General features: G+C 37.3%; 25 protein-coding genes. All 25 read left to right on the forward strand.

The features are described 5' to 3' along the window. Positions 1–67: 67 nt before the first annotated feature. The 25 genes from ACZ427_RS07445 (at position 68) to miaB (ending at position 26,264) form a co-directional block, all read left to right on the forward strand. Complete coding sequence (locus ACZ427_RS07445; RefSeq protein WP_461179606.1) at positions 68–1,012, forward strand: polysaccharide deacetylase family protein; 945 nt, start codon at positions 68–70, stop codon at positions 1,010–1,012. Between the two features lie 30 nt (positions 1,013–1,042). After that, positions 1,043–2,266: a M16 family metallopeptidase gene (locus tag ACZ427_RS07450; protein WP_461179605.1), complete on the forward strand. Its 1,224-nt coding sequence runs from the start codon at positions 1,043–1,045 to the stop codon at positions 2,264–2,266. Between the two features lie 70 nt (positions 2,267–2,336). Next, positions 2,337–2,570 carry a YlmC/YmxH family sporulation protein gene (locus ACZ427_RS07455; protein ID WP_461179604.1) on the forward strand — a complete coding sequence of 78 codons (234 nt, stop codon included), beginning with the start codon at positions 2,337–2,339 and terminating at the stop codon, positions 2,568–2,570. 171 nt (positions 2,571–2,741) lie between these two features. After that, positions 2,742–3,614: a dipicolinic acid synthetase subunit A gene (gene dpaA / locus ACZ427_RS07460; protein WP_461179603.1), complete on the forward strand. Its 873-nt coding sequence runs from the start codon at positions 2,742–2,744 to the stop codon at positions 3,612–3,614. 1 nt (position 3,615) lies between these two features. Beyond that, the gene (gene dpaB, locus ACZ427_RS07465; protein WP_461179602.1) at positions 3,616–4,206 is read left to right on the forward strand and encodes a dipicolinate synthase subunit B; all 591 of its coding nucleotides are present in this window, start codon (positions 3,616–3,618) and stop codon (positions 4,204–4,206) included. Positions 4,207–4,266: 60 nt separating this feature from the next. Continuing rightward, positions 4,267–5,313 (forward strand): aspartate-semialdehyde dehydrogenase, encoded by a 1,047-nt coding sequence (asd, locus tag ACZ427_RS07470; RefSeq protein WP_461179601.1) that lies wholly within the window; start codon positions 4,267–4,269, stop codon positions 5,311–5,313. A gap of 12 nt (positions 5,314–5,325) precedes the next feature. Further along, the gene (gene dapG, locus ACZ427_RS07475) at positions 5,326–6,567 is read left to right on the forward strand and encodes an aspartate kinase (RefSeq protein WP_461179600.1); all 1,242 of its coding nucleotides are present in this window, start codon (positions 5,326–5,328) and stop codon (positions 6,565–6,567) included. A gap of 6 nt (positions 6,568–6,573) precedes the next feature. Next, positions 6,574–7,440 (forward strand): 4-hydroxy-tetrahydrodipicolinate synthase, encoded by an 867-nt coding sequence (gene dapA / locus ACZ427_RS07480; protein WP_461179599.1) that lies wholly within the window; start codon positions 6,574–6,576, stop codon positions 7,438–7,440. Between the two features lie 144 nt (positions 7,441–7,584). After that, on the forward strand, positions 7,585–8,319 hold the full coding sequence (locus tag ACZ427_RS07485; RefSeq protein WP_461179598.1) for a ClpP family protease: 735 nt from the start codon (positions 7,585–7,587) through the stop codon (positions 8,317–8,319). Further along, positions 8,316–8,534: a YlzJ-like family protein gene (locus ACZ427_RS07490; RefSeq protein WP_461179597.1), complete on the forward strand. Its 219-nt coding sequence runs from the start codon at positions 8,316–8,318 to the stop codon at positions 8,532–8,534. Before ACZ427_RS07485 ends, ACZ427_RS07490 begins: the two co-directional genes overlap by 4 nt. Positions 8,535–8,849: 315 nt before the next feature. Beyond that, positions 8,850–11,141: a DNA translocase FtsK gene (locus ACZ427_RS07495; RefSeq protein WP_461179596.1), complete on the forward strand. Its 2,292-nt coding sequence runs from the start codon at positions 8,850–8,852 to the stop codon at positions 11,139–11,141. Positions 11,142–11,357: 216 nt separating this feature from the next. Beyond that, positions 11,358–12,083, forward strand: coding sequence for a GntR family transcriptional regulator (locus tag ACZ427_RS07500; RefSeq protein ID WP_461179595.1), 726 nt, complete (start codon positions 11,358–11,360; stop codon positions 12,081–12,083). A 190-nt stretch (positions 12,084–12,273) separates the two neighbouring features. Next, positions 12,274–13,560, forward strand: coding sequence for an EF-P 5-aminopentanol modification-associated protein YfmF (gene yfmF / locus ACZ427_RS07505; protein WP_461179594.1), 1,287 nt, complete (start codon positions 12,274–12,276; stop codon positions 13,558–13,560). Then, positions 13,553–14,836, forward strand: coding sequence for an EF-P 5-aminopentanol modification-associated protein YfmH (gene yfmH / locus ACZ427_RS07510; protein WP_461179593.1), 1,284 nt, complete (start codon positions 13,553–13,555; stop codon positions 14,834–14,836). The genes yfmF and yfmH overlap by 8 nt, the downstream gene beginning before the upstream one ends. 8 nt (positions 14,837–14,844) lie before the next feature. Next, positions 14,845–15,561, forward strand: a complete 717-nt coding sequence (ymfI, locus tag ACZ427_RS07515) for an elongation factor P 5-aminopentanone reductase (protein ID WP_461179592.1) — start codon at positions 14,845–14,847, stop codon at positions 15,559–15,561. An 80-nt stretch (positions 15,562–15,641) separates the two neighbouring features. After that, positions 15,642–15,902, forward strand: coding sequence for a DUF3243 domain-containing protein (locus ACZ427_RS07520; protein WP_461179591.1), 261 nt, complete (start codon positions 15,642–15,644; stop codon positions 15,900–15,902). A 187-nt stretch (positions 15,903–16,089) separates the two neighbouring features. After that, positions 16,090–16,881, forward strand: a complete 792-nt coding sequence (locus ACZ427_RS07525; RefSeq protein ID WP_461179590.1) for a DUF3388 domain-containing protein — start codon at positions 16,090–16,092, stop codon at positions 16,879–16,881. Between the two features lie 96 nt (positions 16,882–16,977). Then, positions 16,978–17,892 (forward strand): RodZ domain-containing protein, encoded by a 915-nt coding sequence (locus tag ACZ427_RS07530; RefSeq protein ID WP_461179589.1) that lies wholly within the window; start codon positions 16,978–16,980, stop codon positions 17,890–17,892. 64 nt (positions 17,893–17,956) lie between these two features. Then, positions 17,957–18,535 (forward strand): CDP-diacylglycerol--glycerol-3-phosphate 3-phosphatidyltransferase, encoded by a 579-nt coding sequence (gene pgsA / locus ACZ427_RS07535; protein ID WP_461179588.1) that lies wholly within the window; start codon positions 17,957–17,959, stop codon positions 18,533–18,535. After that, positions 18,535–19,779 carry a competence/damage-inducible protein A gene (locus ACZ427_RS07540; protein WP_461179587.1) on the forward strand — a complete coding sequence of 415 codons (1,245 nt, stop codon included), beginning with the start codon at positions 18,535–18,537 and terminating at the stop codon, positions 19,777–19,779. Before pgsA ends, ACZ427_RS07540 begins: the two co-directional genes overlap by 1 nt. Before the next feature lie 176 nt (positions 19,780–19,955). Then, a complete protein-coding gene (gene recA, locus ACZ427_RS07545) occupies positions 19,956–20,993 on the forward strand; it encodes a recombinase RecA (RefSeq protein WP_461179586.1) in 1,038 nt (345 codons plus the stop codon). Positions 20,994–21,296: 303 nt separating this feature from the next. Then, positions 21,297–22,859, forward strand: coding sequence for a ribonuclease Y (rny, locus tag ACZ427_RS07550; protein ID WP_461179585.1), 1,563 nt, complete (start codon positions 21,297–21,299; stop codon positions 22,857–22,859). Positions 22,860–23,392: 533 nt separating this feature from the next. Further along, positions 23,393–24,190, forward strand: a complete 798-nt coding sequence (locus ACZ427_RS07555; protein ID WP_461179584.1) for a TIGR00282 family metallophosphoesterase — start codon at positions 23,393–23,395, stop codon at positions 24,188–24,190. Positions 24,191–24,295: 105 nt separating this feature from the next. Then, complete coding sequence (locus tag ACZ427_RS07560; RefSeq protein WP_461179583.1) at positions 24,296–24,556, forward strand: stage V sporulation protein S; 261 nt, start codon at positions 24,296–24,298, stop codon at positions 24,554–24,556. A 151-nt stretch (positions 24,557–24,707) separates the two neighbouring features. Next, positions 24,708–26,264: a tRNA (N6-isopentenyl adenosine(37)-C2)-methylthiotransferase MiaB gene (miaB, locus tag ACZ427_RS07565; protein WP_461179582.1), complete on the forward strand. Its 1,557-nt coding sequence runs from the start codon at positions 24,708–24,710 to the stop codon at positions 26,262–26,264.

Here is a 26,264-nt window from a genome sequence, read left to right on the forward strand (position 1 = left end):
ATAAATTACTTATCATGGTATACCTTGTCCCTCATGTTCATAGAAATGAACAAGGAGGGAGGATATTATGTACCGTTACAAGAAGATTATTAATTTGTTTGTGTTTATCATCATTATTTCGGTTGCGTTTAACCCAGATCATAATCCATTTGCTGTAACGGAAATAAATATGATAGCTCAGACAGCAAAATCAGAGGATTTATTATATAAAGAAATTCAAGATAAAAGTTCGAAGTATTCAAAACCTCCACAAAATGCCTATATTGATGAGGTATGGCACAAAACACCGGGGAGAAACGGAATAGAGGTTAATGTTGATAAATCTTATGATAAAATGAAAGATAAAAATTTGTTTGACGAAACACTGCTTGAATTTGAACAAACCTCTCCGGAAATCAGCTTAGATGATTTGTCACCTTCTCCAATATATCGCGGGCATCCGGAGAAAGAAATGGTAGCTTTTTTAATTAATGTATCGTGGGGGGCCGAACATATTCCGGATATATTAACAATTTTAAAAGAAAATAAAGTTAAGGCTACTTTTTTCATTGAAGGGAAATGGGCAAAAGAGAATGCAGAATTTGTGAAAATGATTAATGAGCAAGGTCATGTGATAGGCAATCATGCTTATAACCATCCAAACATGGCCAGACTCTCCCAGGATGAAATCATTGAACAACTGACACAAACGAATGAAATAATCAAAGCTACTACTGGGATAACACCAAAATGGTTTGCACCGCCCAGCGGAAGTTATACTGATGAGGTTGTTCGAAATGCGCATCAATTAAAAATGAATACGGTTCTATGGACGGTGGATACGATTGATTGGAAGAATCCGTCAGTTTCTGTTATGATAAATCGAGTAAACGACAAAATTCACCCCGGTGCAACGATTTTAATGCATCCCACACCTTCAATTGTGGAAGGCCTTGCACCGTTAATAAAAAATATAAAAAATAAAGGCTATGGGATAGGTTCAATTGATAAATTGTTGAATGAGGAAAGATAAAATGGTACTACTATACATAGGAGGAAAAGCATGATAGAAACACACACAAGCAAAAATGGATTACGAATCGTTTTAGAAAATATACCAGCAGTCCGTTCGGTAACGATTGGGATATGGGTGTTAACTGGTTCACGAAATGAAACAGAAGCCAATAATGGTATTTCACATTTTTTAGAGCATATGTTTTTTAAAGGCACTAAAACTAGATCTCCCCAGGACATTGCAGAAGAATTTGATTCCATTGGCGGACACGTAAACGCTTTCACTTCGAAAGAATATACCTGTTTTTATGCGAAGGTGTTAGATACGCATAAGGAATATGCTCTGGATATTTTGGCAGATATGTTCTTTCATTCGTCATTCGATGAAGAAGAAATGGAAAGAGAGAAAAAAGTTGTTTATGAAGAAATAAAAATGTATGAAGATACTCCTGATGATATTGTACATGATCTGCTTGCCCGTGCTTCCTATGGTGAACATCCATTAGGGTATCCGATTTTAGGTACACAAGGACATTTACAGTCATTCACTGCCGATAAATTAAGAAAATATATGGAGGAGCAATACACACCTGATAACGTTGTCGTTTCTGTCGCAGGTAATGTAGATACATCCTTCATTAATAAGATTGAAAGTTATTTCGGTTCTTATCAGACTAATTCTAACCAGATTGACATTAAAAGACCAACCTTTTTAGCCAATAATATTGAACGAAATAAAGATACAGAGCAGGCACATTTATGCTTGGGATATGATGGTCTCCCTATAGGCGACGAAAATATCTATAGCTTGATAATCATGAATAATGTGCTCGGTGGAAGCATGAGTTCAAGATTGTTTCAGGATGTGCGTGAGAAACAGGGATTGGCTTATGCTGTATTCTCTTATCATTCTTCCTTCCTGGATAATGGCTTATTAACTATATATGCCGGTACAGGAAATGAACAATTACCCTTATTAAAAGAGACAATTAATAAAACAATTGATTCGTTGATTAAAAATGGTTTAACAGATAAGGAATTAAAGAATAGCAAAGAGCAACTGAAAGGTAATCTCATGCTTAGTCTGGAAAGTACAAACAGCCGCATGAGCCGTAATGGAAGAAATGAGATGTTACTTCATCGTCATCGAACCCTTGACGAGATGGTCCAGGAAATTGATGCGGTTAATCATTCATCCATTAAGAAGGTCATTGATATAATATTTAACCAAACATCATCTACAGCTTTAATCGCGCCAGAAACTACAAGTTGACCTATGTGATAACATAGGTTTTTTTATTGGGCATATACATGTATAAACCTGACAAATTGGAGGTTAGCGGATGCGGTATAAAGATATAAGCGGAAAGGAAATTGTAAATATAAATCAGGGAACCAGGTTAGGGATTTTAGGTCAAACGGATTTGGAAATCAATGAAAAAACAGGACAGATTGAATCATTCGTTATTCCAAACTACAAATGGTTTGGATTAAAGAAAGAGGGGGAAGAAAAGAAAATTCATTGGAAATCGATTAGAAAAATTGGTGATGATATGATTATGGTTGAATTAGAGTAATTTGTGCGACTTACAATCTTAAAAACGTCACTCCTGTAAAAAGCTGGTATCACTTTATTGTGATACCAGCTTTTTATATTTCTTTTTAAAAATCGTAATCACTCTCAGCCTGTAACCACATAAGCTATAAAGAAATGATTTAGGATATTAGTCTGGAGGGTTATTACTATAATGAGTCAATTAATAGCAGTAATAGGCGGTGATGCCCGCTATCTGGAATTAATAAGGCAGTTGCAGACAACACCTGATACAACCATCATCTTAGTAGGCTTTGACAAATTGGAACAAGGATTTACAGGTTTGAAACAGATGGATTTTACAGATTTAGATAAAGAAGAGTTAGATGCAGTCATTCTTCCGATTACCGGCACAGATATGGAAGGTAATGTTGAAACAGTTTTTTCTGATCAGCCGATTCAATTAACGAGAAAATGGTTTCACCAATTGAAAAAAACAACACATATTTTTAGTGGAATTGCAAACGATTATTTGAAATCTGCAGCTGCTGAAGCAGATATTTCATTAATTCCATTATTGAATCGTGATGATATAGCTATTTATAATTCAATTCCCACAGCAGAAGGTACCATTATGATGGCAATTGAACACACAGACTATACCATTCATTCTTCGCGTGTGACTGTGGTTGGTTTTGGCAGAGTCGGCAATACCGTTGCTAATAAATTTTCTGCTCTAGGCGCAAAAGTATCTGTTAGTGCACGAAGCATAATGGATCTGGCACGAATTAATGAGATGGGTTTAACTGCGGTTCCTTTAGACGATTTACATGAACATACAAGTGAATGTGATTTATTAATTAATACAATTCCCGCACCTGTTGTGCAGAAGAAATCCATTCAGCAATTACCACCACATGCACTTGTTATAGACCTCGCTTCAAAACCAGGTGGAACTGACTTTGAATATGCACAACAACGTGGAATTCAGGCTATTTTAGCCCGCAGCTTGCCAGGTATTGTTGCACCGAAGACAGCTGGTAAGATTCTGGCTGATGTTATTAAACAATTTTTGAAAGGAGATTAACATGAGTTTAGAAGGAAAACGAATTGGTCTCGGGTTCACAGGGTCTCATCATATGCATGAAAAAGTTTATCCTCAAATTGAAAAATTAATTAACCAAAAAGCAGAAGTTATTCCAATCGTATCAAATACGGTGAAAAATACGGATACGAAACATGGAAAGGCTGAAGAACATATTGATAGAATTGAAACTCTGACAGGTAAGCGTGTTATCTCAACCATACCTGAGGCTGAGCCCTTGGGACCAAAAAATCCGCTAGATTGTATGGTGATAGCACCATTAACAGGAAATTCAATGAGCAAGCTGGCAAATGCACTGACAGACTCTCCTGTTCTAATGGCTGCGAAATCGACGATTCGTAACCACTCTCCTGTAGTTTTAGGTATTTCCACGAACGATGCGCTTGGGCTGAATGGGGTAAATTTAATGCGACTAATGGCAACGAAATTTATTTACTTTATTCCTTATGGTCAGGATAACCCATATAAAAAACCTAATTCTCTGGTGGCTAACATGGATTTATTAAGTAATACCGTTGAAAATGCGCTGCTGTATAAACAAATTCAACCCGTTATTATTCCTCATAACGACTAAAGTGTGATAAGATAATAAACTAAGAGTTTCTACTACATGATGCTGAAGGGAGTCATAAATATGACAGAGAAAAATACTTACAATATTGCAGTTGTTGGAGCAACGGGGGCAGTAGGCCAAAAAATCACGAAAATATTGGAAAATAAAGACTTGCCAATAAATGAACTAAAACTATTATCCTCTCAAAGATCAGCAGGGAAGAAAGTTCAATTTAAAGGAAAAGAATTGACGGTGGAAGAGGCAACACCCGATAGCTTTGCGGGTGTTGATATTGCTTTATTCTCAGCGGGAGGTTCGATTTCAAAAAAATTGGCGCCGGAAGCAGTAAAGCACGGTACTGTAGTTGTGGATAATACAAGTGCTTACCGAATGGATGAAGATGTTCCACTTGTCGTACCAGAGGTTAACAATTCAGATATTGCAAAGCATAAAGGTATCATAGCCAATCCTAACTGTTCAACAATCCAGATGGTTGCAGCCTTAAAACCGATAAAAGATGCCTATGGAATAAATCGTGTTATTGTTTCTACTTACCAAGCAGTATCAGGTGCCGGAACAGCAGCCAATGAAGAATTGGAAAATCAATCAAATGCATATTTAAATAATGAGGAAATGAAAGCAGAATTATTGCCAGTAAAAGGAGATAAAAAACATTATCCAATTGCGTTTAATGCGCTTCCACAGATTGATGTATTTCAGGAAAATGGTTATACATTTGAAGAAATGAAAATGATAAATGAAACAAAGAAAATCATGCACGAACCGGAATTATCGGTTGCTGCAACATGTGTACGATTGCCATTATTTACTTCTCATGCGGAAAGTATTTATATTGAAGTGGAAAAAGAAGGGCTAACGGTTTCCGATTTATGGAAGGAGTTAGATCGTGCAGCTGGAGTAGTATTGGAAGATGATCCAAGCACACAAACCTATCCTACCCCATTAAGTGCTACCAATAAAGAAGATGTTTTTGTAGGTCGTGTAAGAAAAGATTTAGATAACGAAAAAGGATTTCACTTGTGGGTAGTATCAGATAATCTACTAAAAGGAGCTGCCTGGAATACCATTCAGATTGCAGAGAGCTTAATAAAAAATAAATGGCTGTAAGGTAGTGTTACAATGCAGATATTAGTTCAAAAATTTGGTGGGACTTCTGTAAAATCAGAAGAGAACAGAGCGTACGTCATCAAACATATTAAAGCTGCATTACAAAAAGGATATAAATTGGTGGTTGTTGTCTCTGCATTAGGCAGAAAACCCGATCCCTATGCAACTGACACTTTATTAAGTTTGGTCGACGTTCCCACAAATCAAAATGCCAACAGAGAATTAGATATGATTATGTCTTGTGGCGAAATAATTTCTGCTGCCGTATTATCTAATGAATTAAAAAATCAGCATATAAAAGCAACCGCATTGACCGGTGCTCAAGCTGGAATTCTGACTACAGAAGATTTTACAAGGGCAAAAATAAAAAAAGTTAATCCTAATCGCATTTTTAATGAATTTGAAAATAATGAAGTCGTTGTAGTTGCTGGGTTTCAAGGAGAAACAATCACTGGAGACATGGCTACAATAGGCAGGGGCGGCAGTGATACAAGTGCGGCTGCAATTGCTGCTGCACTTGATTCGGACCGTATCGAAATATTTACAGATGTAAACGGTATTATGACGGCAGATCCAAGAGTTGTTAAAACTGCAAGGTCTCTGAATGTGGTTACGTATACTGAAATTTGTAATTTAGCGTATCAAGGTGCAAAAGTAATCCATCCTCGTGCAGTGGAAATTGCAATGCAGGCAAAAATCCCAATACGCATCAGATGCACTTATTTACAGGACACAGGGACACTAGTTACTTCAACCAGAGAGCAAAATCATAGAAACGATATCGGTGACTCAGCGGTGACCGGTATCGCTCATATGACAGAAATAACGCAATTAAAAGTTTCTACAAAAGAAGAAGCATATCACCTTCAACCGACAGTATTTAAAGCGATGGCAGAGGCAGGAATTTCAGTGGATTTCATTAATATTTCCCCAAGCGGTATCACCTTTACAGTTCCGGATTCTGTTACAGAAAAAGCTGAACACATATTAAAAAAACTGGGACTCTATTCTGAAATCACTAGACGGTGTGCAAAAATATCTGCGGTTGGTGCAGGAATGGCAGGGCTTCCTGGAGTTGTTTCAAAAATTGCAGAGGCTTTAACCAATAAAGGTGTACAAATATTGCAGTCTGCAGACAGTCATACAACCATATGGATTCTTGTCCATGATAAAGATTTGAAAACAGCGGTAAATGCGTTGCATGATGTGTTTGAATTAAGTATCAATAAACCAATTTATACAAGAGAAAGGTGATATGCTATGGATTTTGGTAACGTGCTGACGGCAATGGTTACCCCCTTTGACAAAAGCGGGAAAATGGATCTGGAACAAACAACAATACTCATTGAGTATCTACTTGATAATGGCACAGACGGTCTTGTGATAAACGGTACGACTGGCGAATCACCTACATTGTCAATCGAAGAAAAAATTGACCTTTTTAAACATGTAGTAAAGATTGTGAATAAACGTGTCCCTGTTATCGCCGGAACTACAAGCAATGACACTTACGCATCGATCGGTCTTACGAAAGAAGCGGAAAAAGTGGGAGTAGACGCTGTCATGCTTGTAGCTCCATATTATAATAAACCTACTCAACGCGGAATGTATGAACATTTTAAAGCGATAGCAAAAGAAACTTCTTTGCCCGTTGTACTTTATAATATACCAGGACGTTCCGTGGTAAATATTGATGCAGATACAATTATAGACTTAAGCAAGATCGATAATATTGTTTCCGTAAAAGAGGCTTCTGGAGATTTAGATTTGGCTTCGAAGGTAATCGAAAACACAAGTGATGATTTCAGTGTGTACAGTGGTGAAGATGGTTTAACGATACCAATGCTTGCCATTGGAGGGGACGGCGTTATCTCGGTGGCTTCTCATATTATTGGTAATGAAATGCAGAATATGGTAAAAAAATATCAACAAGGTGATGTTAAAGAAGCAGCTTCCTTACATCGACAATTACTGCCAATTATGAGAGGCATATTTAAGCAGCCTTCTCCTGCACCCGTAAAAGCTGCCTTACAGATGAAAGGTGTCGACACAGGCGGAGTTCGTTTACCTTTATTGGATCTTACGGAGCAAGAAGCAATCGATTTAAAGGGAATAATAGAAGGGTAAAAAAATATCGGCTGTATGGCCGATATTTTTTTCGTAGATAAGCGAACCGCAGTTCTTCGATGAAAGATTTTTTATCTGCATGTAACCTTCCATTTACGTTCATACTACCCATATAGGATTCAATAACAGAAGGAGTGTTCGTAAATGAGTAATGAATCAGAAAAAAAAGAGGGCCAAGGGCAGGGACAGGATGAAAAAAACAACTCTTCTTTAGTCCAAAAAATTCAACAACTGGGTCAAACAAACGTACCACAGGTCCCAGATTCAAATATTCATGTTCTAACAATTATCGGACAAGTGGAAGGTCATGTACAACTGCCACCTCAAAATAAAACAACGAAATATGAACATTTGCTGCCTCAATTAATTGCAATTGAACAAAATCCGAAAATTGAAGGACTTATTATTTTACTGAATACGGTTGGTGGAGATGTGGAAGCAGGTTTGGCATTATCAGAGATGATTGCCTCCATTTCTAAACCGACAGTATCTATTGTATTGGGAGGCGGGCACTCCATCGGTGTCCCGATTGCAGTGGCGACTGATTATTCCTATATTGTACCAACAGCTACAATGACAATACACCCAGTACGTCTGACAGGCTTGGTAATTGGTGTACCACAAACATTTGAATACCTGGATAAAATGCAGGAAAGAGTCATTAATTTTGTTGTAAATCATTCCAATATAAAAGAAGAAAAATTTAAGGACCTCATGTTCGCCAAAGGAAATTTAACAAGGGATATTGGTACAAATGTGATTGGTACAGATGCCGTTAAATATGGTCTAATAGATGGCGTTGGAGGAGTAAATGAAGCAATGAATAAAGTTAACGAATTAATTGGGAATAATGACCTTGGAGATCAGGTGATACAATGATATTATATACACCTCTCTCAGAAGCGGAAATTTTTCCTCATTCAACAGATGAATTTTCAAAAAGACACTTTGTTTCCCATGAAGGAAAGTCGCTATATGCAGAACAGAATACTGACGGTTCTTATCAGTTACTGCAATTGCTATCAACAAATCCACAAGATTTTTTGGAAGAAAAATATGCTCCTGGTACCATTTTTCATTTAAATCAACATTAAATGTAAACATAAAATGTTTTTAGCGTTACAAATATGGTTCTATTTATTAAAAAAATATTCTTTGATATAATTGGAATAACTATGTTGGATTGTAAACCCTTGCCATTTTATAGGCAGGGGTTTACTATTCATGTATACTTGGCAGTTAAGAGTATAATCTTGGTTCATGGTGGTTATACTGAATAATTTTTCCTATTCTAATAACAGTTGTTTTCATACAAAGTATAAAACTTCCTTACTGCATAAGTGCGGGCTTTGGTCTTTCGCCACAAGGGCTTGGCGAAAAGCTAAGTTTTCTAAATTGGGGTGAATAAAATGGCAAAAAAAAGAAAGAAAAGAAAAAATGGGAAGCTGAAGAAGAATGTGAAACTTGAATTACTGGGATTATTATTTATATTTCTGGCTATTTTCGGCAGTGGAGCCAGCGCCATAAGTGACGGTGCAATTCCAGGCGGACTGGAAAATATTTTCCGATTCTTCTTAGGTATCTGGTATTTTGTAGCATCAATCTTTTTACTAATTACCGGAATTATATTATTAATTAAAAGACGTTATCCGGACTATGTAAACAAGAAGATTATCGGATTCTATATTTTATTTGCAGGTATATTACTCGTGACACATATCCAAACAATGCAAAGTTTACTTGTTACAGCTGGTGAATCATCCATTCTTGGAGCTACATGGGATAATTTTTTTTCTTATGTAAATGGACAAGGTACGGCTATACAAACAGGTGGCGGTATGATCGGTGCCCTCATGTTTACATTTAGTTATTATCTGTTTTCATCGGTAGGTTCACAAATTTTTGCAGCATTTTCTATCATTATTGGTATCATATTTATGACTGATTTTTCATTGGGAGATTTCTTCGCTAAAATTTTAGACAAGATAAAAGCATTGTTCAAGAAATATCAGACACAATGGAAGAATGCCAGAATGGAGAAAAATAATCTTGAATCAGAAAATCAACAACAAGAAACAGTCACCGTAGAGGAGCAGCATCCTATACATGACGAGCCACTAATTCAGGATTTTACAGATTTAGCCTATTCTGAGCAAAAACCAGAGGTAAATCAAAGTAAAACTGAAGAAAATATTAATGAGGCGGAAGAGGAAGAGGAAGAGTCAGAAACGGATCATATTAGTAATATGCCGATGACAGAACCGGAAAATCATGAATATATACTGCCTTCTTCTGATCTATTGGCAGAACCTGCCCATAATTCCCAGCAACATGAAAAGTCACAAATTCAAAAGACAGTAAGGAAATTGGAGCGTACATTCCATAGCTTTGGTGTGAAAGCACGAATTACCAAAGTACATGTTGGTCCTGCAGTTACAAAATATGAAGTGTATCCGGAAGCTGGGGTTAAGGTCAGCAAAATTGTCAGTTTGCATGATGACCTCGCACTTGCCCTTGCTGCAAAGGATATTCGAATCGAGGCACCAATACCAGGGAAGTCTGCAGTCGGTATTGAAGTTCCGAACCAGGAGATTGCCATGGTTTCGCTTCGTGAAGTTTTAGACAGCTCGATTAATAAACAATCTTCTAAACTATTATTTGCTTTAGGCCGGGATATTTCAGGCGATGCAGTTGTCGGAGAACTTAATAAGATGCCTCATCTATTAATTGCAGGTGCAACAGGAAGTGGTAAAAGTGTGTGTGTAAATGGCATAATCACAACTATTTTAATGAGAACAAAACCACATGAAGTTAAATTGATGATGATTGATCCAAAAAAAGTAGAGTTAAATGTATATAATGGAATACCACATTTACTGGCACCAGTTGTGACAGATCCGAAAAAAGCTTCAAGAGCACTAAAAAAGGTAGTTTCTGAAATGGAAAGAAGGTATGAATTATTTTCGGACTCAGGAACACGTAATATAGAAGGTTATAATGAACACATTCGAAAATACAATCAGACAGTTGATGAATCAGAAGCTCAGCCGAACCTGCCATACATTGTTGTATTGGTTGATGAACTTGCCGATTTAATGATGGTTGCATCAAATGATGTAGAGGATGCAATTACAAGACTTGCACAAATGGCACGAGCTGCTGGAATTCATTTAATTATTGCTACACAGCGCCCTTCCGTAGATGTGATTACCGGTGTAATTAAAGCGAATATCCCTTCACGTATTGCTTTTAGTGTATCATCTGGCACTGACTCACGGACGATTCTGGATTCAGGTGGGGCAGAAAAGCTCTTGGGCCGTGGTGATATGTTGTATCTCCCGGTAGGAAATTCAAAACCGAAACGAGTACAGGGAGCATTTTTATCTGATGAGGAAGTAGAGCGAATTGTAGATCATTGTATTGATCAGCAAAAAGCTGTCTATCAGGAAGAAATGATCCCCGAAGATTCCAGTGAAGTGACAGAAGAAGTGGATGATGAACTTTATGGTGATGCGGTACAGCTGATTACTGAAATGCAAAGTGCGAGCGTCTCCATGCTACAGAGAAGATTCCGGATTGGTTACACAAGAGCAGCACGATTAATTGATGCCATGGAAGATAGAGGTATCGTTGGACCATACGAAGGGAGTAAACCGAGGACTGTATTAGTTACGGAATCCTCAGAGGAAAAAACTTCCTGATAAAATTTCTTAAGAGAGAATTCAGGAGATAGTATGTTGAACAGCGATTTGCTTTTAACATACTGTCTCCTGTTTGTTCTTTTTTAAAGAATCGTTAAGAAAGTTTACAGGCACTATTTAATAATTCTATTTAAAATGCTATATTAATATACAGTAAAACTAGTCAAACGTCTGAAGTCTTATTTCTAATTCTGATTTATACAGGGAGGGGAGCTTATGTCGATAAAATCAGATTCAAGACATCTTTATTTACAAGTAATTGATGAAATTAAACGAGATATTGAACATGGCATATATAAAGAAAAAGAAAAGCTTCCATCTGAATTCCAATTATCTAAACTGTTAGGGGTTTCGCGTGCTACTTTAAGGGAAGCATTACGCAATTTAGAGGAAGATAATGTTGTTACACGACGTCATGGTGTCGGTACATTTGTTAATCCAAAGCCAATTTATTCTTCAGGTATTGAACAATTAAATAGTGTGACATATATGATTGAACAATCCGGTAAAACGGCAGGATCTCAATATTTAAGTACAGAAATCCTGGAGCCGACAGAGGAAGACCGAAGCAAATTCGGACGCTCAGTAATAAATAAACTGGCAAAAATTGAACGTGTTAGAACAGCTGACGACCTACCTGTTGTGTTTTGTATTGATAAGATTCCAGAAAACTTAATTCCGATAGAGCGGGTTAATAAAGTAGATTCTTTATTTAAACTGATGGAAGAATATTCAAGCAAACATATCTCTTATGCTGTCACCTATATTGAACCAATAAGCTATCATGATCGTATCTATGATATTTTGAACTGTAAACCCGATCAGTCATTACTGTTGTTAAAACAAATGCATTATACAGATGAGGATGAAGCTGTCCTGTATTCAGCCAATTATTTCCGTTCCGATGTATTCAGCTTTCATGTATTAAGAAAACGATTATAAACCATTAGACCCCGGTTTTTCACAAAGGATACAGGCGTACACCAACCAATGCAGGAAGACTATCTTATCTGCTTAACAAATCGGACTTGCTGTGTAATTATAGCAAGTCCGATTTTTTTAACGTATAATGGATGGTAAATGGTAAAATTGTACAGAATAAAGTGGACCATATCATATTGGAGGACATAACATGAATAATATTGAAGAAAAAGTAGTTAATAAGGACGGGGTAAACCTCCATTTTATTGAAACCGGCAAGTATAAGACGATTAACATTGTAGCAAAATTGAAAGCGCCTTTAACACGTGACACAATAACAAAAAGGGCACTGCTTCCCTATATTTTAAAACAAGGCACCAGTAGTTACCCAGGTAGAACAGAACTTCAACGAAAATTAGATGATTTATATGGTGCAGTTCTTTCGATTGATGGCGGGAAGAAAGGTGAAAATCATATTATCAGCATACGCCTGGAGTTAGCCAATCAAAAATACATCGCAGAGGAATCTGGAATAATTGAGGAAGGCATAAAATTATTGAGTGAGCTATTATTTCATCCAAATGCATCGAATAACGCTTTTGAAAAGAACACCTTCAATCGTGAAAAAGACACCTTAAAACAAAAAATGAGCGCAATCCAGGATGATAAAATGAGCTATGCTAATATGAGATTGATTGATGAGATGTGCCAGGGAGAGGCTTATCAGCTTCATGTACATGGTTACGAAGAAGACTTGGATTCCTTAACACCTGAATCATTATATGACTATTATAAATCAGTTCTGGAAGAAGACCAGCTGGATATCTATGTATTGGGCGATTTTAATGAAGCAGAAGTAAGTAATAATATAGCCGCAACAATAAAAGGAAATAAGGCAAGTAAAAACACTCGTCAATCTGAGTCTGTTCAAAAACAGAATAAACCGAATGAAATTATTGAAAAGCAGCAGATTCAGCAGGCTAAATTACATATCGGGTATCGAACCAACACTACATTCCGCAATGATGATTATTTTGCTCTACAGGTGTTCAATGGAATTTTTGGTGGATTCCCCAGTTCGAAATTATTCATAAACGTCAGGGAGAAAAATAGCCTTGCCTATTATGCAGCTTCCAGAGTTGAAAGTCATAAAGGATTACTATTCGTATTCAGCGGCATTGCCCCAAAGGATTTTGAGAAAGCAAGAGATATTATTATACAGCAAATGACAGCAATGAAAGATGGAGATTTTACAGAAACTGAAATAAACGAAACAAAAGAATTAATTGTCAATCAGCTACTGGAAACATTGGATCACCCACAAGGGATAATTGAACTTTTATATCAGCAGGTTATAGCTGATAGGAAAATGACACCTGATCAGTTAATCAGTGGTATTAAACAAGTGTCCAAAGCGGATGTTGTAGCGGTTGCAGATAAAATTGAAGAAGATACGATTTATCTTTTAACAAGTGAAGGAGGAGATTCCAATGAATAAGCAAGCCTATCACGATATTGAGGAAACAATTCATACAGCAAAACTTGAGAATGGGTTAACAGTATTTCTCCTGCCGAAACAAGAAATGGCTAAAACATACGCTCTTTTCTCTACAAACTATGGTTCCATTGATCAACGATTCGTACCAATTGACCAAAATGAAAAGGTGACTGTCCCGGAAGGTGTCGCACACTTCCTGGAGCATAAATTGTTTGAGAAAGAAGATAGGGATGTTTTTGCTGATTTTGGTAAACAAGCAGCGTCTCCCAATGCGTATACTTCTTTTACCAAAACAGCTTATCTTTTTTCCGCAACCGATCATATTGAAAAAAATGTTGAGACATTAATTGATTTTGTACAGGATCCTTATTTTTCAGAGCAATCGGTTGAAAAAGAAAAGGGTATCATTGCCCAAGAAATCAACATGTATGATGACCAGCCGGACTGGCAATCATTTATGGGCACAATTAAAAGTATGTTTCAAAATCATCCGGTAAATATCGATATAGCTGGAACAGTGGAATCAATCACATCGATTACAAAAGACGACCTATACACATGTTACAACACTTTTTATCATCCTGAAAATATGACACTGTTTATTGCCGGAAATTTTGATGAGGATAACATGATGGATTTAATCCAAAAGAATCAACAGGCAAAATCGTTTAAAAAAATGGATGAGATTGAACGAGAATTTCCCGAGGAGCCTGCGGAAGTTTCCAAAGCAAATCACAAAATTACGATGCCTGTATCCATTCCTAAATGTACTGTTGGGATTAAGGAATCATCCGGGGAGTTAAGTGGAACCGAATTTTTGAAAAAAGATATATTTACAAGCATGCTGCTGGATCATTATTTTTCAAAGGGTGGAGCTTTTTATCAGGAGCTCTATAATGAGAAGCTTATCGATGGCAGCTTTTACTATGAAAATAATTTAGAAAAAAATTTCGGATATACACTGATTGGTAGTAATACAGATCAGCCTGAAGAATTTGCAGATAAAGTTAAAAAGTTGCTTCATACGACAAACTCAGCATCTATATCACAAGAGGAATTTGAACGGATGAAGAAAAAGAAAATCGGTCAATTATTACGTGCAATGAATTCCCTGGAATTTATCGCAAATAAATATACCCATTACAACAGTTTAGGGATAGATTTTTTTGAAGTGATTCCAGAAATTCAGGGAATGTCACGTGACGAAATGAATGAATTTCTTCAAAACTGGATTAAACCAGATCGTATGGCAGTATGTACAATCGCAGCAGAATAGGAGATATTATGGGGAAGAACGTATTAATTATTGGTGCAAGCGGCGAGATTGGAAACGCAATAGCTGAACACTTGGCAAAAGAAGGTTATCAGTTACTTCTGCATTATAATAAAAACCGGCGGATGATTGATCAGCTGAGAGCAAAAACCCCAGAAGAATCTGTCCTTTCTGTTATGCAGGCTGATTTACGCAATGAAACGGAAACAAAAAGGTTTCTCACACAACTCGTATTTCCCATTGACCATATTATCTTTGCAAGCGGAACAGCACAACATGGGTTATTTCAAGATACGAAGGAAGAGACGATGGATGATATGCTCATGTTACATGTTAAGATGCCCTGGCTGGTAACAAAGCATTTATTACCTTCAATGATCCAAAAGAATGCCGGAAAAATAATTTTCATAACATCAATCTGGGGTGATGTTGGTGCAAGCAACGAGGTTGTCTATTCTTCTGTTAAAGGTGCTCAAAACACTTTTGTAAAAGCTCTTGCAAAAGAGGTCGGCCCAAGTGGCATATCAGTAAATGCTGTAAGCCCCGGTTTCATTGAAACAAAAATGAATCAACATTTATCGAAAGAAGAGAAAGCTGAAATCATCTCCGATATTCCAATGCAGCGGGCTGGCCAGTCAGAGGAAATAGCTCATGTGGTGAAGTTTTTATTGGATAAAAAGTCGAACTATATCCATGGTGAAATTTTGAGCGTAACCGGTGGATGGTAAAAAGTATTCTTCAATATTTCGTGTATAAATAGAGAATTTAACCAAATACTATACCTGAATATATTGAAGGAGGCAGATGTATGTCAGTATTAGATAATTTTGATACATGGAAAGGGTTTTTGGCTAATAAACTTGAACAGGCTCAGCAGCAGGGCATGAGCCAGCAGACGATATCCAATGTGGCTCAAGAAGTTGGCGACTATCTCGCACAAAGTGTAGATGCAAAGAATGAAGAAGAAGCAGTTTTAAGGGAACTTTGGAATGCTGCTTCTGAAGATGAACAACAGGCAATTGCAAATACGATGATTAAGCTGGTGCAAAATAAAGGGAATACAAATTAATAGGTGTAAAAATGAAGAAGCTGTATACTCATTGTACAGCTTCTTTTTATATCTACCGGGCTTAGATTTCAGATTAGAATAAAAATCTCTTTTCTCTACACTGAAAATCATTTATAGTAGAGATATATTGCTTTTATGTAACGGATTGGGGTAACATTAATAAAGTATGGAAATAAAGGAGCTAATTATGGAAAAAACGGAATGGTACCTTGAATATGAAATTCAACATAACCGTCCTGGATTACTGGGTGATATTTCTTCTTTATTAGGGATGCTATCCATTAATATTGTTACTATAAATGGAGTGGAAAACGCCAAAAGAGGTATGCTTATTTTATCGAAATACGATGAGCATATAAGCCGGTTAAAAACGATACTGGAAACGATAGATATAATCAAAGTTACAAAAATACGAAAGCCAAAACTTAGGGACAGACTGGCTGTTCGTCACGGAAAATATATCCATAGAGATACGGATGACCGAAAAACTGTTCGTTTTGTACGTGAAGAATTAGGAATATTGGTAGATTTCATGGCCGAACTTTACAAACAAGAAGGCCATAAATTAATTGGAATACGTGGAATGCCCAGGGTAGGTAAAACAGAATCGGTAGTTGCTGCAAGTGTTTCTGCGAATAAACGCTGGTTATTTGTTTCCAGTACATTGTTGAAACAAACGGTTCGTAGCCAGTTGATTGAGGGTGAATACAACGAGGATAATATTTATATTATCGATGGAGTTGTATCTAAAAGACGTGCTAACGAAAAGCATTGGCAATTAATAAGAGAAATTATGCAACTACCTGCAATTAAAGTAGTAGAACATCCGGATATATTTGTTCAATCTACAGAATATAAAATGGATGATTTTGATTATATCATTGAATTGCGCAGTCATGAAGATGAAGAAATTACATACGAACCGTTAGAAAGACAGCAGAACGAACAACAGGACGGCTTTTCTATGTTTGGTTTTTAACAGATAAGAAAGTATGGATCTTTTTTTGCTGCATACATGTAAACAAAGTTTTCGTTAAAAAGCAAAAAGGTTTTCTGAAAATGGATGGTGTTATAGATGGAGATTGGAGAGAGACTAAAAGAAGCAAGGGAAACACAAAATTTATCGCTAGATAGTTTACAAGAAACAACAAAAATACAAAAAAGGTATTTAATTGCTATTGAAGAAGGGAACCTTCAAATCCTGCCCGGTAAATTTTATGCAAGAGCATTTATTAAAGAATATGCCACGGCTGTAGGACTTGATCCAAACGAATTATTGGAAGAACATAAAGAAGAAGTTCCTAAAACAGAAGATGAAAATAATCTTCAATATACACGGATTCAACGTACAAGGAAAGAAAACAACGCAGAAAAAAGCCCGGCTATTTTTTCGTTAATGCCTACAATAATCGTTGTTTTATTAGTAATCGGTATTTTCCTGGTTGCATGGTTTTTCATTCAGGAGGTCATGTCCAATGATGGATCGGAGCCTGTTGAAGAACCCAATGATAATATCGAGATAATCAATCCTGATGGTGAATCAGGAAATGACGGTGAAGGAACTGAAGATAACACAGAAGATACAGAGAACGTGAATGACTCTTCCTCTGAAGAAAATCAAGAAGATAATGAAACAGAAGAAGCTGAGCCTGAATTCAGCACGGTAGAGGAAGGTACGGGTAGTACCCCGGAATCCATCCTGGACTTTAATAATGCTGGAGAAGAAATCTCAGTGAGGGTTGAGTCAAATGGGGATTCATGGCTGGATATCGAGAATGATTCCGGTGAAGTTTTTTACAATGGCATGTTTTCCGAAGAAGATGACCCTATAGAAGCGGATCTAAATAGTGATGAGCGAATTTTATTTAATGTTGGAAATACACCTGCCGTTCAAATTTCCATAAATGGTGTAGAGCTGGATTATCCAGTAAATGCCGATGATTTTGTACATCAAAGAATCTGGGTAAATATAAACAGTGAATCAGAATAATAGGCTAAACCCTTCCCTGATGTGGAAGGGTTTTATACCTTATTGACATAGGAGGAATTTTGGCGTGAATATACCAAATAAAATTACATTATCCCGTATTTTTTTGATTCCGATTTTTATTCTTTTATTAAGTATTCCTTTCAACTGGGGAGAATGGAATATAGGGAACGAAGTCTTACCTGTATCCCATTTTGCTGCAGCATTGCTTTTTATCATCGCATCCACTACGGATTGGGTCGATGGATATTATGCACGTAAGTACAATTTAGTAACGAACTTGGGAAAATTCCTTGATCCATTGGCTGATAAATTACTGGTTTCTGCAGCATTGATTTTATTAGTGGAAATGGGGTTGGCACCAGCCTGGGTGGTTATTCTTATTATAAGCAGAGAGTTTGCTGTCACAGGACTTAGATTGGTGGCTGCAGGTGAAGGAATTGTGCTTGCCGCCAGCAGTATGGGGAAGTTGAAAACCGTTACCCAAATCGTAGCAATTGCTGCATTATTACTGCATAACTTCCCTTTTTCTTACTTCGCATTCCCATTTGCAACGGTTATGCTTTATGCAGCTTTATTCTTTACAGTGTATTCAGGTGTTGATTATTTTATAAAAAACTGGCACGTAATGAGGGATTCTAAATAATGAAAAATGTCAAAGCAGAAATTATTGCAGTAGGTACAGAACTATTATTAGGTCAAATAGCCAATACAAATGCACAATGGTTATCCGAACAGCTTGCATTATACGGAGTAAATGTTTACAACCATGCAGTAGTCGGCGATAATTTGCAAAGAGTAGAAGAAGCTTTTACACAGGCCGGGAATAGATCCGATGTTGTCATTGTAACTGGCGGGCTTGGTCCAACCGAGGATGACTTGACCCGTGAAGCATTTCAGAAGATAAGCATGCTGGAAATGGAAGAACATTTACCGTCGATGAAAAAGATTGAAGCTTTTTTTGAAAAACAGAAGGCAACGATGACACCAAACAATCGAAAACAAGCACGTGTTTTTGCCGGTGCTGATGTCCTTGAGAACGAGGTAGGAATGGCACCAGGTATGATTGTGAACCATTTTGGTAAAACTTGGGTATTCCTTCCGGGTGTCCCGAGAGAAATGAAATATCTGGTACAAAATGACGTTCTCCCATACATTAAAAAAATAACCGGTAATGAAGAGATTATTAAATCAACCATATTAAAATTCATAGGCATAGGAGAGTCAACGTTAGAACATGAGTTACATGATATCATACGAGCACAGAGTAATCCTACCATTGCCCCTTTAGCTCAAAATGATGGTGTAGTTATCCGTCTTACCGCAAAAGAAGTATCAACGGAAAAAGTGAATGATTTACTCAATGAAACAAAACAACAAATAATGGATAAAGTTGGTTCTTATTTCTTTGGCATCGATGATCAGACGATTGAAGAACAGGTTTTAACATTATTAACAGAGAAGAATATGCAAATTGCAGCAGCTGAGAGTTTAACCGGTGGCATGTTTACACAGAAACTAACCTCAGTTGAAGGGGCTTCGAATGCTTTGCAAGGAGGTATTGTCTGTTATGATACAAATGTAAAACAGGATGTTCTGGGTGTTTCTAAGGAAACTATTCAAGATAAAGGTACTGTCAGCAAGGAATGTGCTCTGGAAATGGCAGGTAATGTCAAAGATATGCTACATGCATCCATAGGTATGAGTTTTACAGGTGTTGCAGGTCCTGATGAAATAGAGGGGCAGCCTGTTGGTACAGTATACATTGCACTCTGTACGGATGATGGAGAAGAGTGTGTTGAAAAATTCACTTTTGAAGGCAGCCGTAATTCGATTAGAAATAGAGCGACAACAAAAGGTTTTGAACTTCTTTTTAAATACTTAAAATAATAATTTGCAAGCATTTTTGTAATAGAAATTTACTTTTCGGTTGAAATTCTATTCCATTATTCAATTTTTCAAGCATAATAATAGTGGAAAACAACAGAACGTTTATTCGTTTTTTTCTTGGCAAATCTACTAAAACAATGTATGATGTAAATAGATAATTAAAGGAGGCAATTATATTGAGTGATAAAAAACAAGCTTTAGATATGGCTTTAAGACAAATAGAGAAACAATTTGGTAAAGGCTCCATTATGAAAATGGGAGATCAGGGTGAACAGAAAATAGCAACTATTCCCAGTGGCTCATTAGCATTGGATGTAGCATTAGGAATCGGTGGATACCCAAGAGGTAGAGTTGTTGAGATATATGGCCCGGAATCATCCGGGAAAACAACGGTGGCTCTGCACGCTATTGCAGAAGCGCAGCGAAAAGGTGGACAAGCTGCATTTATTGATGCGGAGCATGCACTTGATCCAACATATGCCAGAGCGCTGGGAGTAGATGTAGATGAATTGCTGTTATCACAGCCGGATACCGGGGAACAGGCATTAGAAATCGCTGAAGCTCTTGTGCGCAGTGGAGCAGTTGATATTGTTGTAGTCGATTCCGTCGCTGCATTGGTACCAAAAGCCGAAATAGAGGGTGAAATGGGCGATGCTCACGTAGGGCTGCAAGCAAGACTAATGTCTCAAGCGTTAAGAAAACTGTCTGGAGCAATCAATAAATCAAAAACAACAGCAGTCTTTATTAACCAAATTCGTGAAAAAGTGGGAGTTATGTTTGGTAACCCGGAAACAACACCTGGCGGACGGGCGCTTAAATTCTATTCATCTATCAGATTAGAAGTGCGACGTGCGGAAACCTTAAAACAGGGTAATGAGATGGTTGGTAATAAAGCCAGAATTAAAGTGGTTAAAAATAAAGTAGCACCACCTTTTAAACAGGCAGAAGTAGATATTATGTATGGTAAGGGAATTTCAAAAGAAGGGGAAATTGTTGATGTCGGTTCAGACCTTGATATCGTTATGAAAAGTGGAGCATGGTATTCCTATAATGAAGAACGATTAGGTCAGGGCCGGGAAAATGCAAAACAATTTCTAAGAGAAAATAAAGATATAATGGCTGAAATTCATGATGCAATCCGAGTTCATTATAATTTGGATGATGAGCCTGATACGGAAGCTGAAGAAGCAAGCCAGGAAAGTTTTGATGTATAATCTAAAAAGATATTATCCTTTACTAGCCTTGGCAAGTAAAGGATTTATCTTTTTGTTCAGAATATAAATATGGGATTAACTGTGGTCATCGCCAGTATTTTTGTGATGGTTTTATCGTTCTGATAAAGAGTCCTTTTATTAAGAATTGTGACGTTTCCTTGACATTAGTGATACAGACAATTAAAATTGAATTGTATAATTTTATAATTTTTATTATAAGATGTATTGTTATTTTATGCATTGAACTTGGTACATGCCGACAATAATGAATTGTACAATTTTATAGCAATAGGAGGTGAAATCGTGGACATTATTCTTTTAATCATCTCCATTTTGCTTGCTCTAATCGTCGGTATTGTTGTTGGTTATCTGATTCGTAGATCTATTGCAGAAGCTAAAATTTCCAGTGCTGAAACCTTGGCGAAACAAATCGTTGATGAAGCACATCGAAATGCAGATTCCTCTAAAAAAGAGGCGCTTCTTGAGGCGAAGGAAGAAAATCATAAGCTACGCCAACAGACAGAAGATGAATTGCGTGAACGACGTTCGGAAGCACAGAATTTAGAAAACCGTCTGACACAAAAGGAAGAAAATCTGGACAGAAAAAGTGAAACATTAGACAAGCGTGAGCTCTTGTTGGAGAAAAAAGAACAATCGCTAACAGAACAACAACAACAAATTGAAGAAATGGAAAGCAAAGTGGAAGCAATGAAACAGAAGCAGCAAACTGAGCTTGAGCGCATTTCAGGATACACAACAGACCAAGCTAAGCAAATTATTTTAGAACGGATCGAGCAAGAGACTTCGCATGAGGCAGCATTAATGATAAAAGAAGCTGAAAATCGTGCAAAGGAAGAAGCCGATAAAAAAGCAAAGAATATTCTTTCGTTGGCCTTGCAACGTTGTGCTGCAGAACACGTTGCAGAAACAACAGTATCTGTTGTAAATCTTCCTAATGATGAGATGAAAGGTCGAATCATTGGACGGGAAGGCCGTAATATTCGAACATTGGAAACATTGACTGGAATTGATTTAATTATTGATGATACACCTGAAGCAGTAATTTTATCTGGTTTTGATCCAATCCGCCGTGAAACTGCTCGTATGGCATTGGAAAAACTCGTACAAGATGGCAGGATTCACCCTGCAAGAATTGAAGAAATGGTGGATAAAGCCAGACGCGAGGTGGATGACCATATACGGGAAATTGGTGAAGAAACTACATTCGAAGTTGGTGTGCATGGGCTCCATCCAGATCTAATTAAAATACTCGGTCGTCTGAAATATCGTACAAGCTATGGACAAAATGTCTTGAAGCACTCAACAGAAGTTGCATACCTCTCTGGCCTGCTTGCTGCTGAATTAGGTGAAGATGTATCTTTAGCAAGAAGAGCTGGTTTACTTCATGACATTGGTAAAGCCATTGATCATGAAGTTGAAGGAAGCCATGTTGAAATTGGAAAAGAGCTTGGAATGAAATACAAAGAGCATGAGGTAGTCATTAATTCGATTGCTTCCCACCATGGTGATGAAGAGGCGACGTCCATCATTTCTGTATTAGTGGCTGCCGCAGATGCATTATCTGCAGCACGTCCTGGTGCACGAAGTGAGACATTGGAAAACTACATCAAGCGTTTAGAAAAACTCGAAGAAATATCTGAGTCATTTGCCGGTGTTGAGAAGTCTTTCGCTATTCAAGCTGGAAGAGAGATTCGAATTATGGTCAAACCTGATGAAATTGATGACATTCATTCCGTCAGTATCGCACGTGATATACGGAAGCAGATTGAATCAGAGCTCGATTACCCAGGTCATATAAAGGTAACTGTTATCAGAGAAACAAGAACAGTGGAATATGCGAAATAAAAAGCTAACACTGGATAAAATAAAAGCGGTCATTGTGACCGTTTTTATTTTTTTGTCCGTTAACAAATAAAAAACTTTGGCGGACTTCCCCGCATGAGCAAGAACACGCATGGTGAGTTCCAGCTTTCAGCTCACATGACGTGTCAGTTCAACGTTACTCGTACCTAATCGAACTTCCTCTTACCTTAGGGTGCTCAAGACGCTTGCGCTTTTATTCATTAGATTTCAGAAATGTTTACTGAAATAATTTTTACCCACATAATCCTCCGAGCTCAGCTTCAATGTGCAGGAGGATAAGGATTGCTTCTAATCACCATTACACAGAAAAAGTGTTTCCTTTTCAATAGCATGACGGTTTTCATCCGTCATCGTCTATCCTAGACCTCTTCCTCATGAACAAGAATGCCTTTGTACACACCCTCTCTCTTGTTACGGGAGAAGGGCGTCCTGAACTTTTGTTGTGTAAAATTTTTTGACTTTGCATTCATGTTGTGAAAAACTGTTAATATTATATGAGATGGGATGATAAAACAATGAAAATACTATTTATTGGGGATGTTGTAGGTTCTCCAGGCAGGGATATGGTACAGGAATATTTACCAAAACTAAAAGAAAAATATCGTCCGAACATGACAATTATCAATGGAGAAAATGCAGCTTCCGGGAAAGGAATTACTGAAAAAATATATAAGCAATTTTTAGAATGGGGAGCCCAAGTTATCACCATGGGTAACCACACCTGGGATAAAAAAGAAATATTTGAATTTATTGATGATGCAAAGTATATGATTCGTCCGGCGAATTTTCCTGAAAATAACCCGGGAAAAGGATTAATTTTTATCAATATAAATGGTATAGAGGTTGCTGTGATTAATCTGCAAGGAAGAACTTTCCTTCCGGCGAGTGATGATCCTTTTCAAAAAGCGGATGAATTAATTGATGAGGCAAAAAAACGTACGAATATTATTTTTGTAGATTTTCACGCCGAAGCAACAAGCGAAAAACAGGCAATGGGCTGGTATTTAAATGGAAGAGTTAGTACGGTCGTCGGGACACATACGCATACACAAACAGCAGATGAACGCATTTTACCGGAAGGAACTGCATATATAACTGATGTAGGAATGACTGGACCCTATGATGGAATATTAGGAGTAGAGAAAGAAGCTGTTTTAAAAAGATTTTTAACTTCTTTACCGGTACGTTTTGAAATTACAAAAAAGGGTAGAAGACAATTAAATGGATTCTTAGTCACAATTGACAAAAACAGTGGAAAGGCAACGAAGGCAGAACGTATTTTAATTAATGACGATCATCCATTCTTCGGCTGACTGATTGAATTTTATGAATTTTTGATACGTAATAGTGAATAAGCTAACATCTCCAAGAATATAGTAGCAATAGAACTACAATAGCAAACGAAGGAGGTACTAGTAATGGAAGTATTAAAGGTTTCAGCAAAATCAAATCCAAATTCAGTAGCAGGTGCACTCGCCAATGTATTACGAGAACGTGGCTCGGCGGAGATTCAGGCAATCGGCGCTGGCGCATTAAACCAGTCCGTTAAAGCGGTAGCTATAGCCAGAGGGTTTGTAGCACCAAGTGGAGTCGATTTAATTTGTATTCCAGCATTCACCGATATTTTGATTGATAATGAAGAACGAACGGCAATTAAACTGATCATAGAGCCCCGGTAATAATAATGCTTATAAATTTTAAAACCTTCCAGTAGCATTAGGAAGGTTTTTTATTTGCCCTTCTTTAAGATATATTGTTAAATTTAACTATAACGTTTATACTGTAAGAATGTAAGCTTTACATATAGGTTTTGCAGAAAGGAGTTCAATTATGAACGAAGAACAGCGTAGAGACCAGGCCCAGATTAAACAAGTAGATAATATTGAACGAATTAAAAATACATCCAGCGATGAATTGATCGGTAAATATTTCCAAACAACGTATGAGCACCAGTCGCCTAATATAAATAAAGCAAGAAAACGACGTAAGGAAGACGTGCAGTTCCATTATGATTTTTCCATTCCTGAAGATATGCAAAACATTGGGAAGGGGAAGAAATTTCTTATCCGTACCTACGGCTGCCAAATGAATGAACACGATACAGAAGTAATGGCAGGAATATTAACAGAAATGGGTTATGAATCCACTTCTGATACAAACGACGCGGATATTATTTTACTTAATACATGCGCCATTCGAGAAAATGCTGAAAATAAAGTGTTTGGTGAAATTGGACATTTGAAACCTTTGAAACTCGAAAACCCGGATTTGATTATTGGTGTATGCGGTTGTATGTCCCAGGAAGAATCTGTCGTAGACCGTATTCTGAAAAAACACCAGCATATTGATTTAATCTTCGGAACACATAACATCCATCGCTTGCCACAACTTGTCAAAGAAGCACTTTTCGGTAAAGAAATGATTGTTGAAGTCTGGTCCAAAGAAGGAGATGTTATAGAAAATCTCCCGAAAGCCAGAAAAGGTAAAATCAAAGCCTGGGTAAATATCATGTATGGCTGTGATAAGTTTTGTACGTATTGTATTGTACCAATGACACGTGGTAAAGAACGCAGTCGCAGACCGGAAGACATTATTCAGGAAGTGCGCCATCTGGTGGCCCAGGGTTATCAGGAGGTTACCTTACTCGGACAGAATGTGAATGCATACGGTAAAGATTTTGGGGACCTTGAATATGGATTAGGTGATCTAATGGATGATATCCATAAAATCGACATACCAAGAGTCCGCTTTACAACTTCTCATCCTAGAGACTTCGATGACCGCTTAATTGAGGTATTGGCAAAAGGCGGGAATTTGCTTGATCACATTCATTTGCCTGTACAGTCCGGTAGTAGTGAAGTTCTTAAGAAAATGAATCGTAAATATACTCGCGAAGAATATATGGAACTGGTTCGTAAAATCCGTGAAGCAATGCCTAATGCAACACTTACCACAGATATCATTGTCGGATTTCCAAATGAAACGGAAGAACAATTTGAAGAAACAATGACACTGATGGAAGAAGTTGGTTTTGAGGCTGCTTACACGTTTATTTATTCGCCTCGTGAAGGTACACCTGCGGCACGAAAGAAAGATGATGTGCCTGAAGAAGTAAAGAAACAGCGGTTATACCGTTTGAATGAATTAGTAAATAAACAATCTGCAGCATCCATGAAGACATATGATGGAAAAGTTGTTAAGGTGCTTGTAGAGGGTGAAAGCAAGAAAAACCCTGATGTTCTCGCAGGGTATACAGAAAGAAATAAACTGGTTAATTTCAGAGGACCTAAATCATCAATTGGAAAAATTGTTGAAGTTGAGATTACCGAAGCAAAAACATGGTCTTTAGACGGTGTAATGGTAGAAAATACAGTTGAGGTGAACTAG

The sequence above is a fragment of the Virgibacillus ainsalahensis genome (assembly GCF_055380755.1).

Coding starts and splice junctions, on each gene's coding strand:
- ACZ427_RS07445 (WP_461179606.1), top strand. CDS start 68: ATGTACCGTTACAAGAAGATTATTAATTTGTTTGTGTTTATCATCATT.
- ACZ427_RS07450 (WP_461179605.1), top strand. CDS start 1,043: ATGATAGAAACACACACAAGCAAAAATGGATTACGAATCGTTTTAGAA.
- ACZ427_RS07455 (WP_461179604.1), top strand. CDS start 2,337: ATGCGGTATAAAGATATAAGCGGAAAGGAAATTGTAAATATAAATCAG.
- dpaA (WP_461179603.1), top strand. CDS start 2,742: ATGAGTCAATTAATAGCAGTAATAGGCGGTGATGCCCGCTATCTGGAA.
- dpaB (WP_461179602.1), top strand. CDS start 3,616: ATGAGTTTAGAAGGAAAACGAATTGGTCTCGGGTTCACAGGGTCTCAT.
- asd (WP_461179601.1), top strand. CDS start 4,267: ATGACAGAGAAAAATACTTACAATATTGCAGTTGTTGGAGCAACGGGG.
- dapG (WP_461179600.1), top strand. CDS start 5,326: ATGCAGATATTAGTTCAAAAATTTGGTGGGACTTCTGTAAAATCAGAA.
- dapA (WP_461179599.1), top strand. CDS start 6,574: ATGGATTTTGGTAACGTGCTGACGGCAATGGTTACCCCCTTTGACAAA.
- ACZ427_RS07485 (WP_461179598.1), top strand. CDS start 7,585: ATGAGTAATGAATCAGAAAAAAAAGAGGGCCAAGGGCAGGGACAGGAT.
- ACZ427_RS07490 (WP_461179597.1), top strand. CDS start 8,316: ATGATATTATATACACCTCTCTCAGAAGCGGAAATTTTTCCTCATTCA.
- ACZ427_RS07495 (WP_461179596.1), top strand. CDS start 8,850: ATGGCAAAAAAAAGAAAGAAAAGAAAAAATGGGAAGCTGAAGAAGAAT.
- ACZ427_RS07500 (WP_461179595.1), top strand. CDS start 11,358: ATGTCGATAAAATCAGATTCAAGACATCTTTATTTACAAGTAATTGAT.
- yfmF (WP_461179594.1), top strand. CDS start 12,274: ATGAATAATATTGAAGAAAAAGTAGTTAATAAGGACGGGGTAAACCTC.
- yfmH (WP_461179593.1), top strand. CDS start 13,553: ATGAATAAGCAAGCCTATCACGATATTGAGGAAACAATTCATACAGCA.
- ymfI (WP_461179592.1), top strand. CDS start 14,845: ATGGGGAAGAACGTATTAATTATTGGTGCAAGCGGCGAGATTGGAAAC.
- ACZ427_RS07520 (WP_461179591.1), top strand. CDS start 15,642: ATGTCAGTATTAGATAATTTTGATACATGGAAAGGGTTTTTGGCTAAT.
- ACZ427_RS07525 (WP_461179590.1), top strand. CDS start 16,090: ATGGAAAAAACGGAATGGTACCTTGAATATGAAATTCAACATAACCGT.
- ACZ427_RS07530 (WP_461179589.1), top strand. CDS start 16,978: ATGGAGATTGGAGAGAGACTAAAAGAAGCAAGGGAAACACAAAATTTA.
- ACZ427_RS07540 (WP_461179587.1), top strand. CDS start 18,535: ATGAAAAATGTCAAAGCAGAAATTATTGCAGTAGGTACAGAACTATTA.
- ACZ427_RS07555 (WP_461179584.1), top strand. CDS start 23,393: ATGAAAATACTATTTATTGGGGATGTTGTAGGTTCTCCAGGCAGGGAT.
- ACZ427_RS07560 (WP_461179583.1), top strand. CDS start 24,296: ATGGAAGTATTAAAGGTTTCAGCAAAATCAAATCCAAATTCAGTAGCA.
- miaB (WP_461179582.1), top strand. CDS start 24,708: ATGAACGAAGAACAGCGTAGAGACCAGGCCCAGATTAAACAAGTAGAT.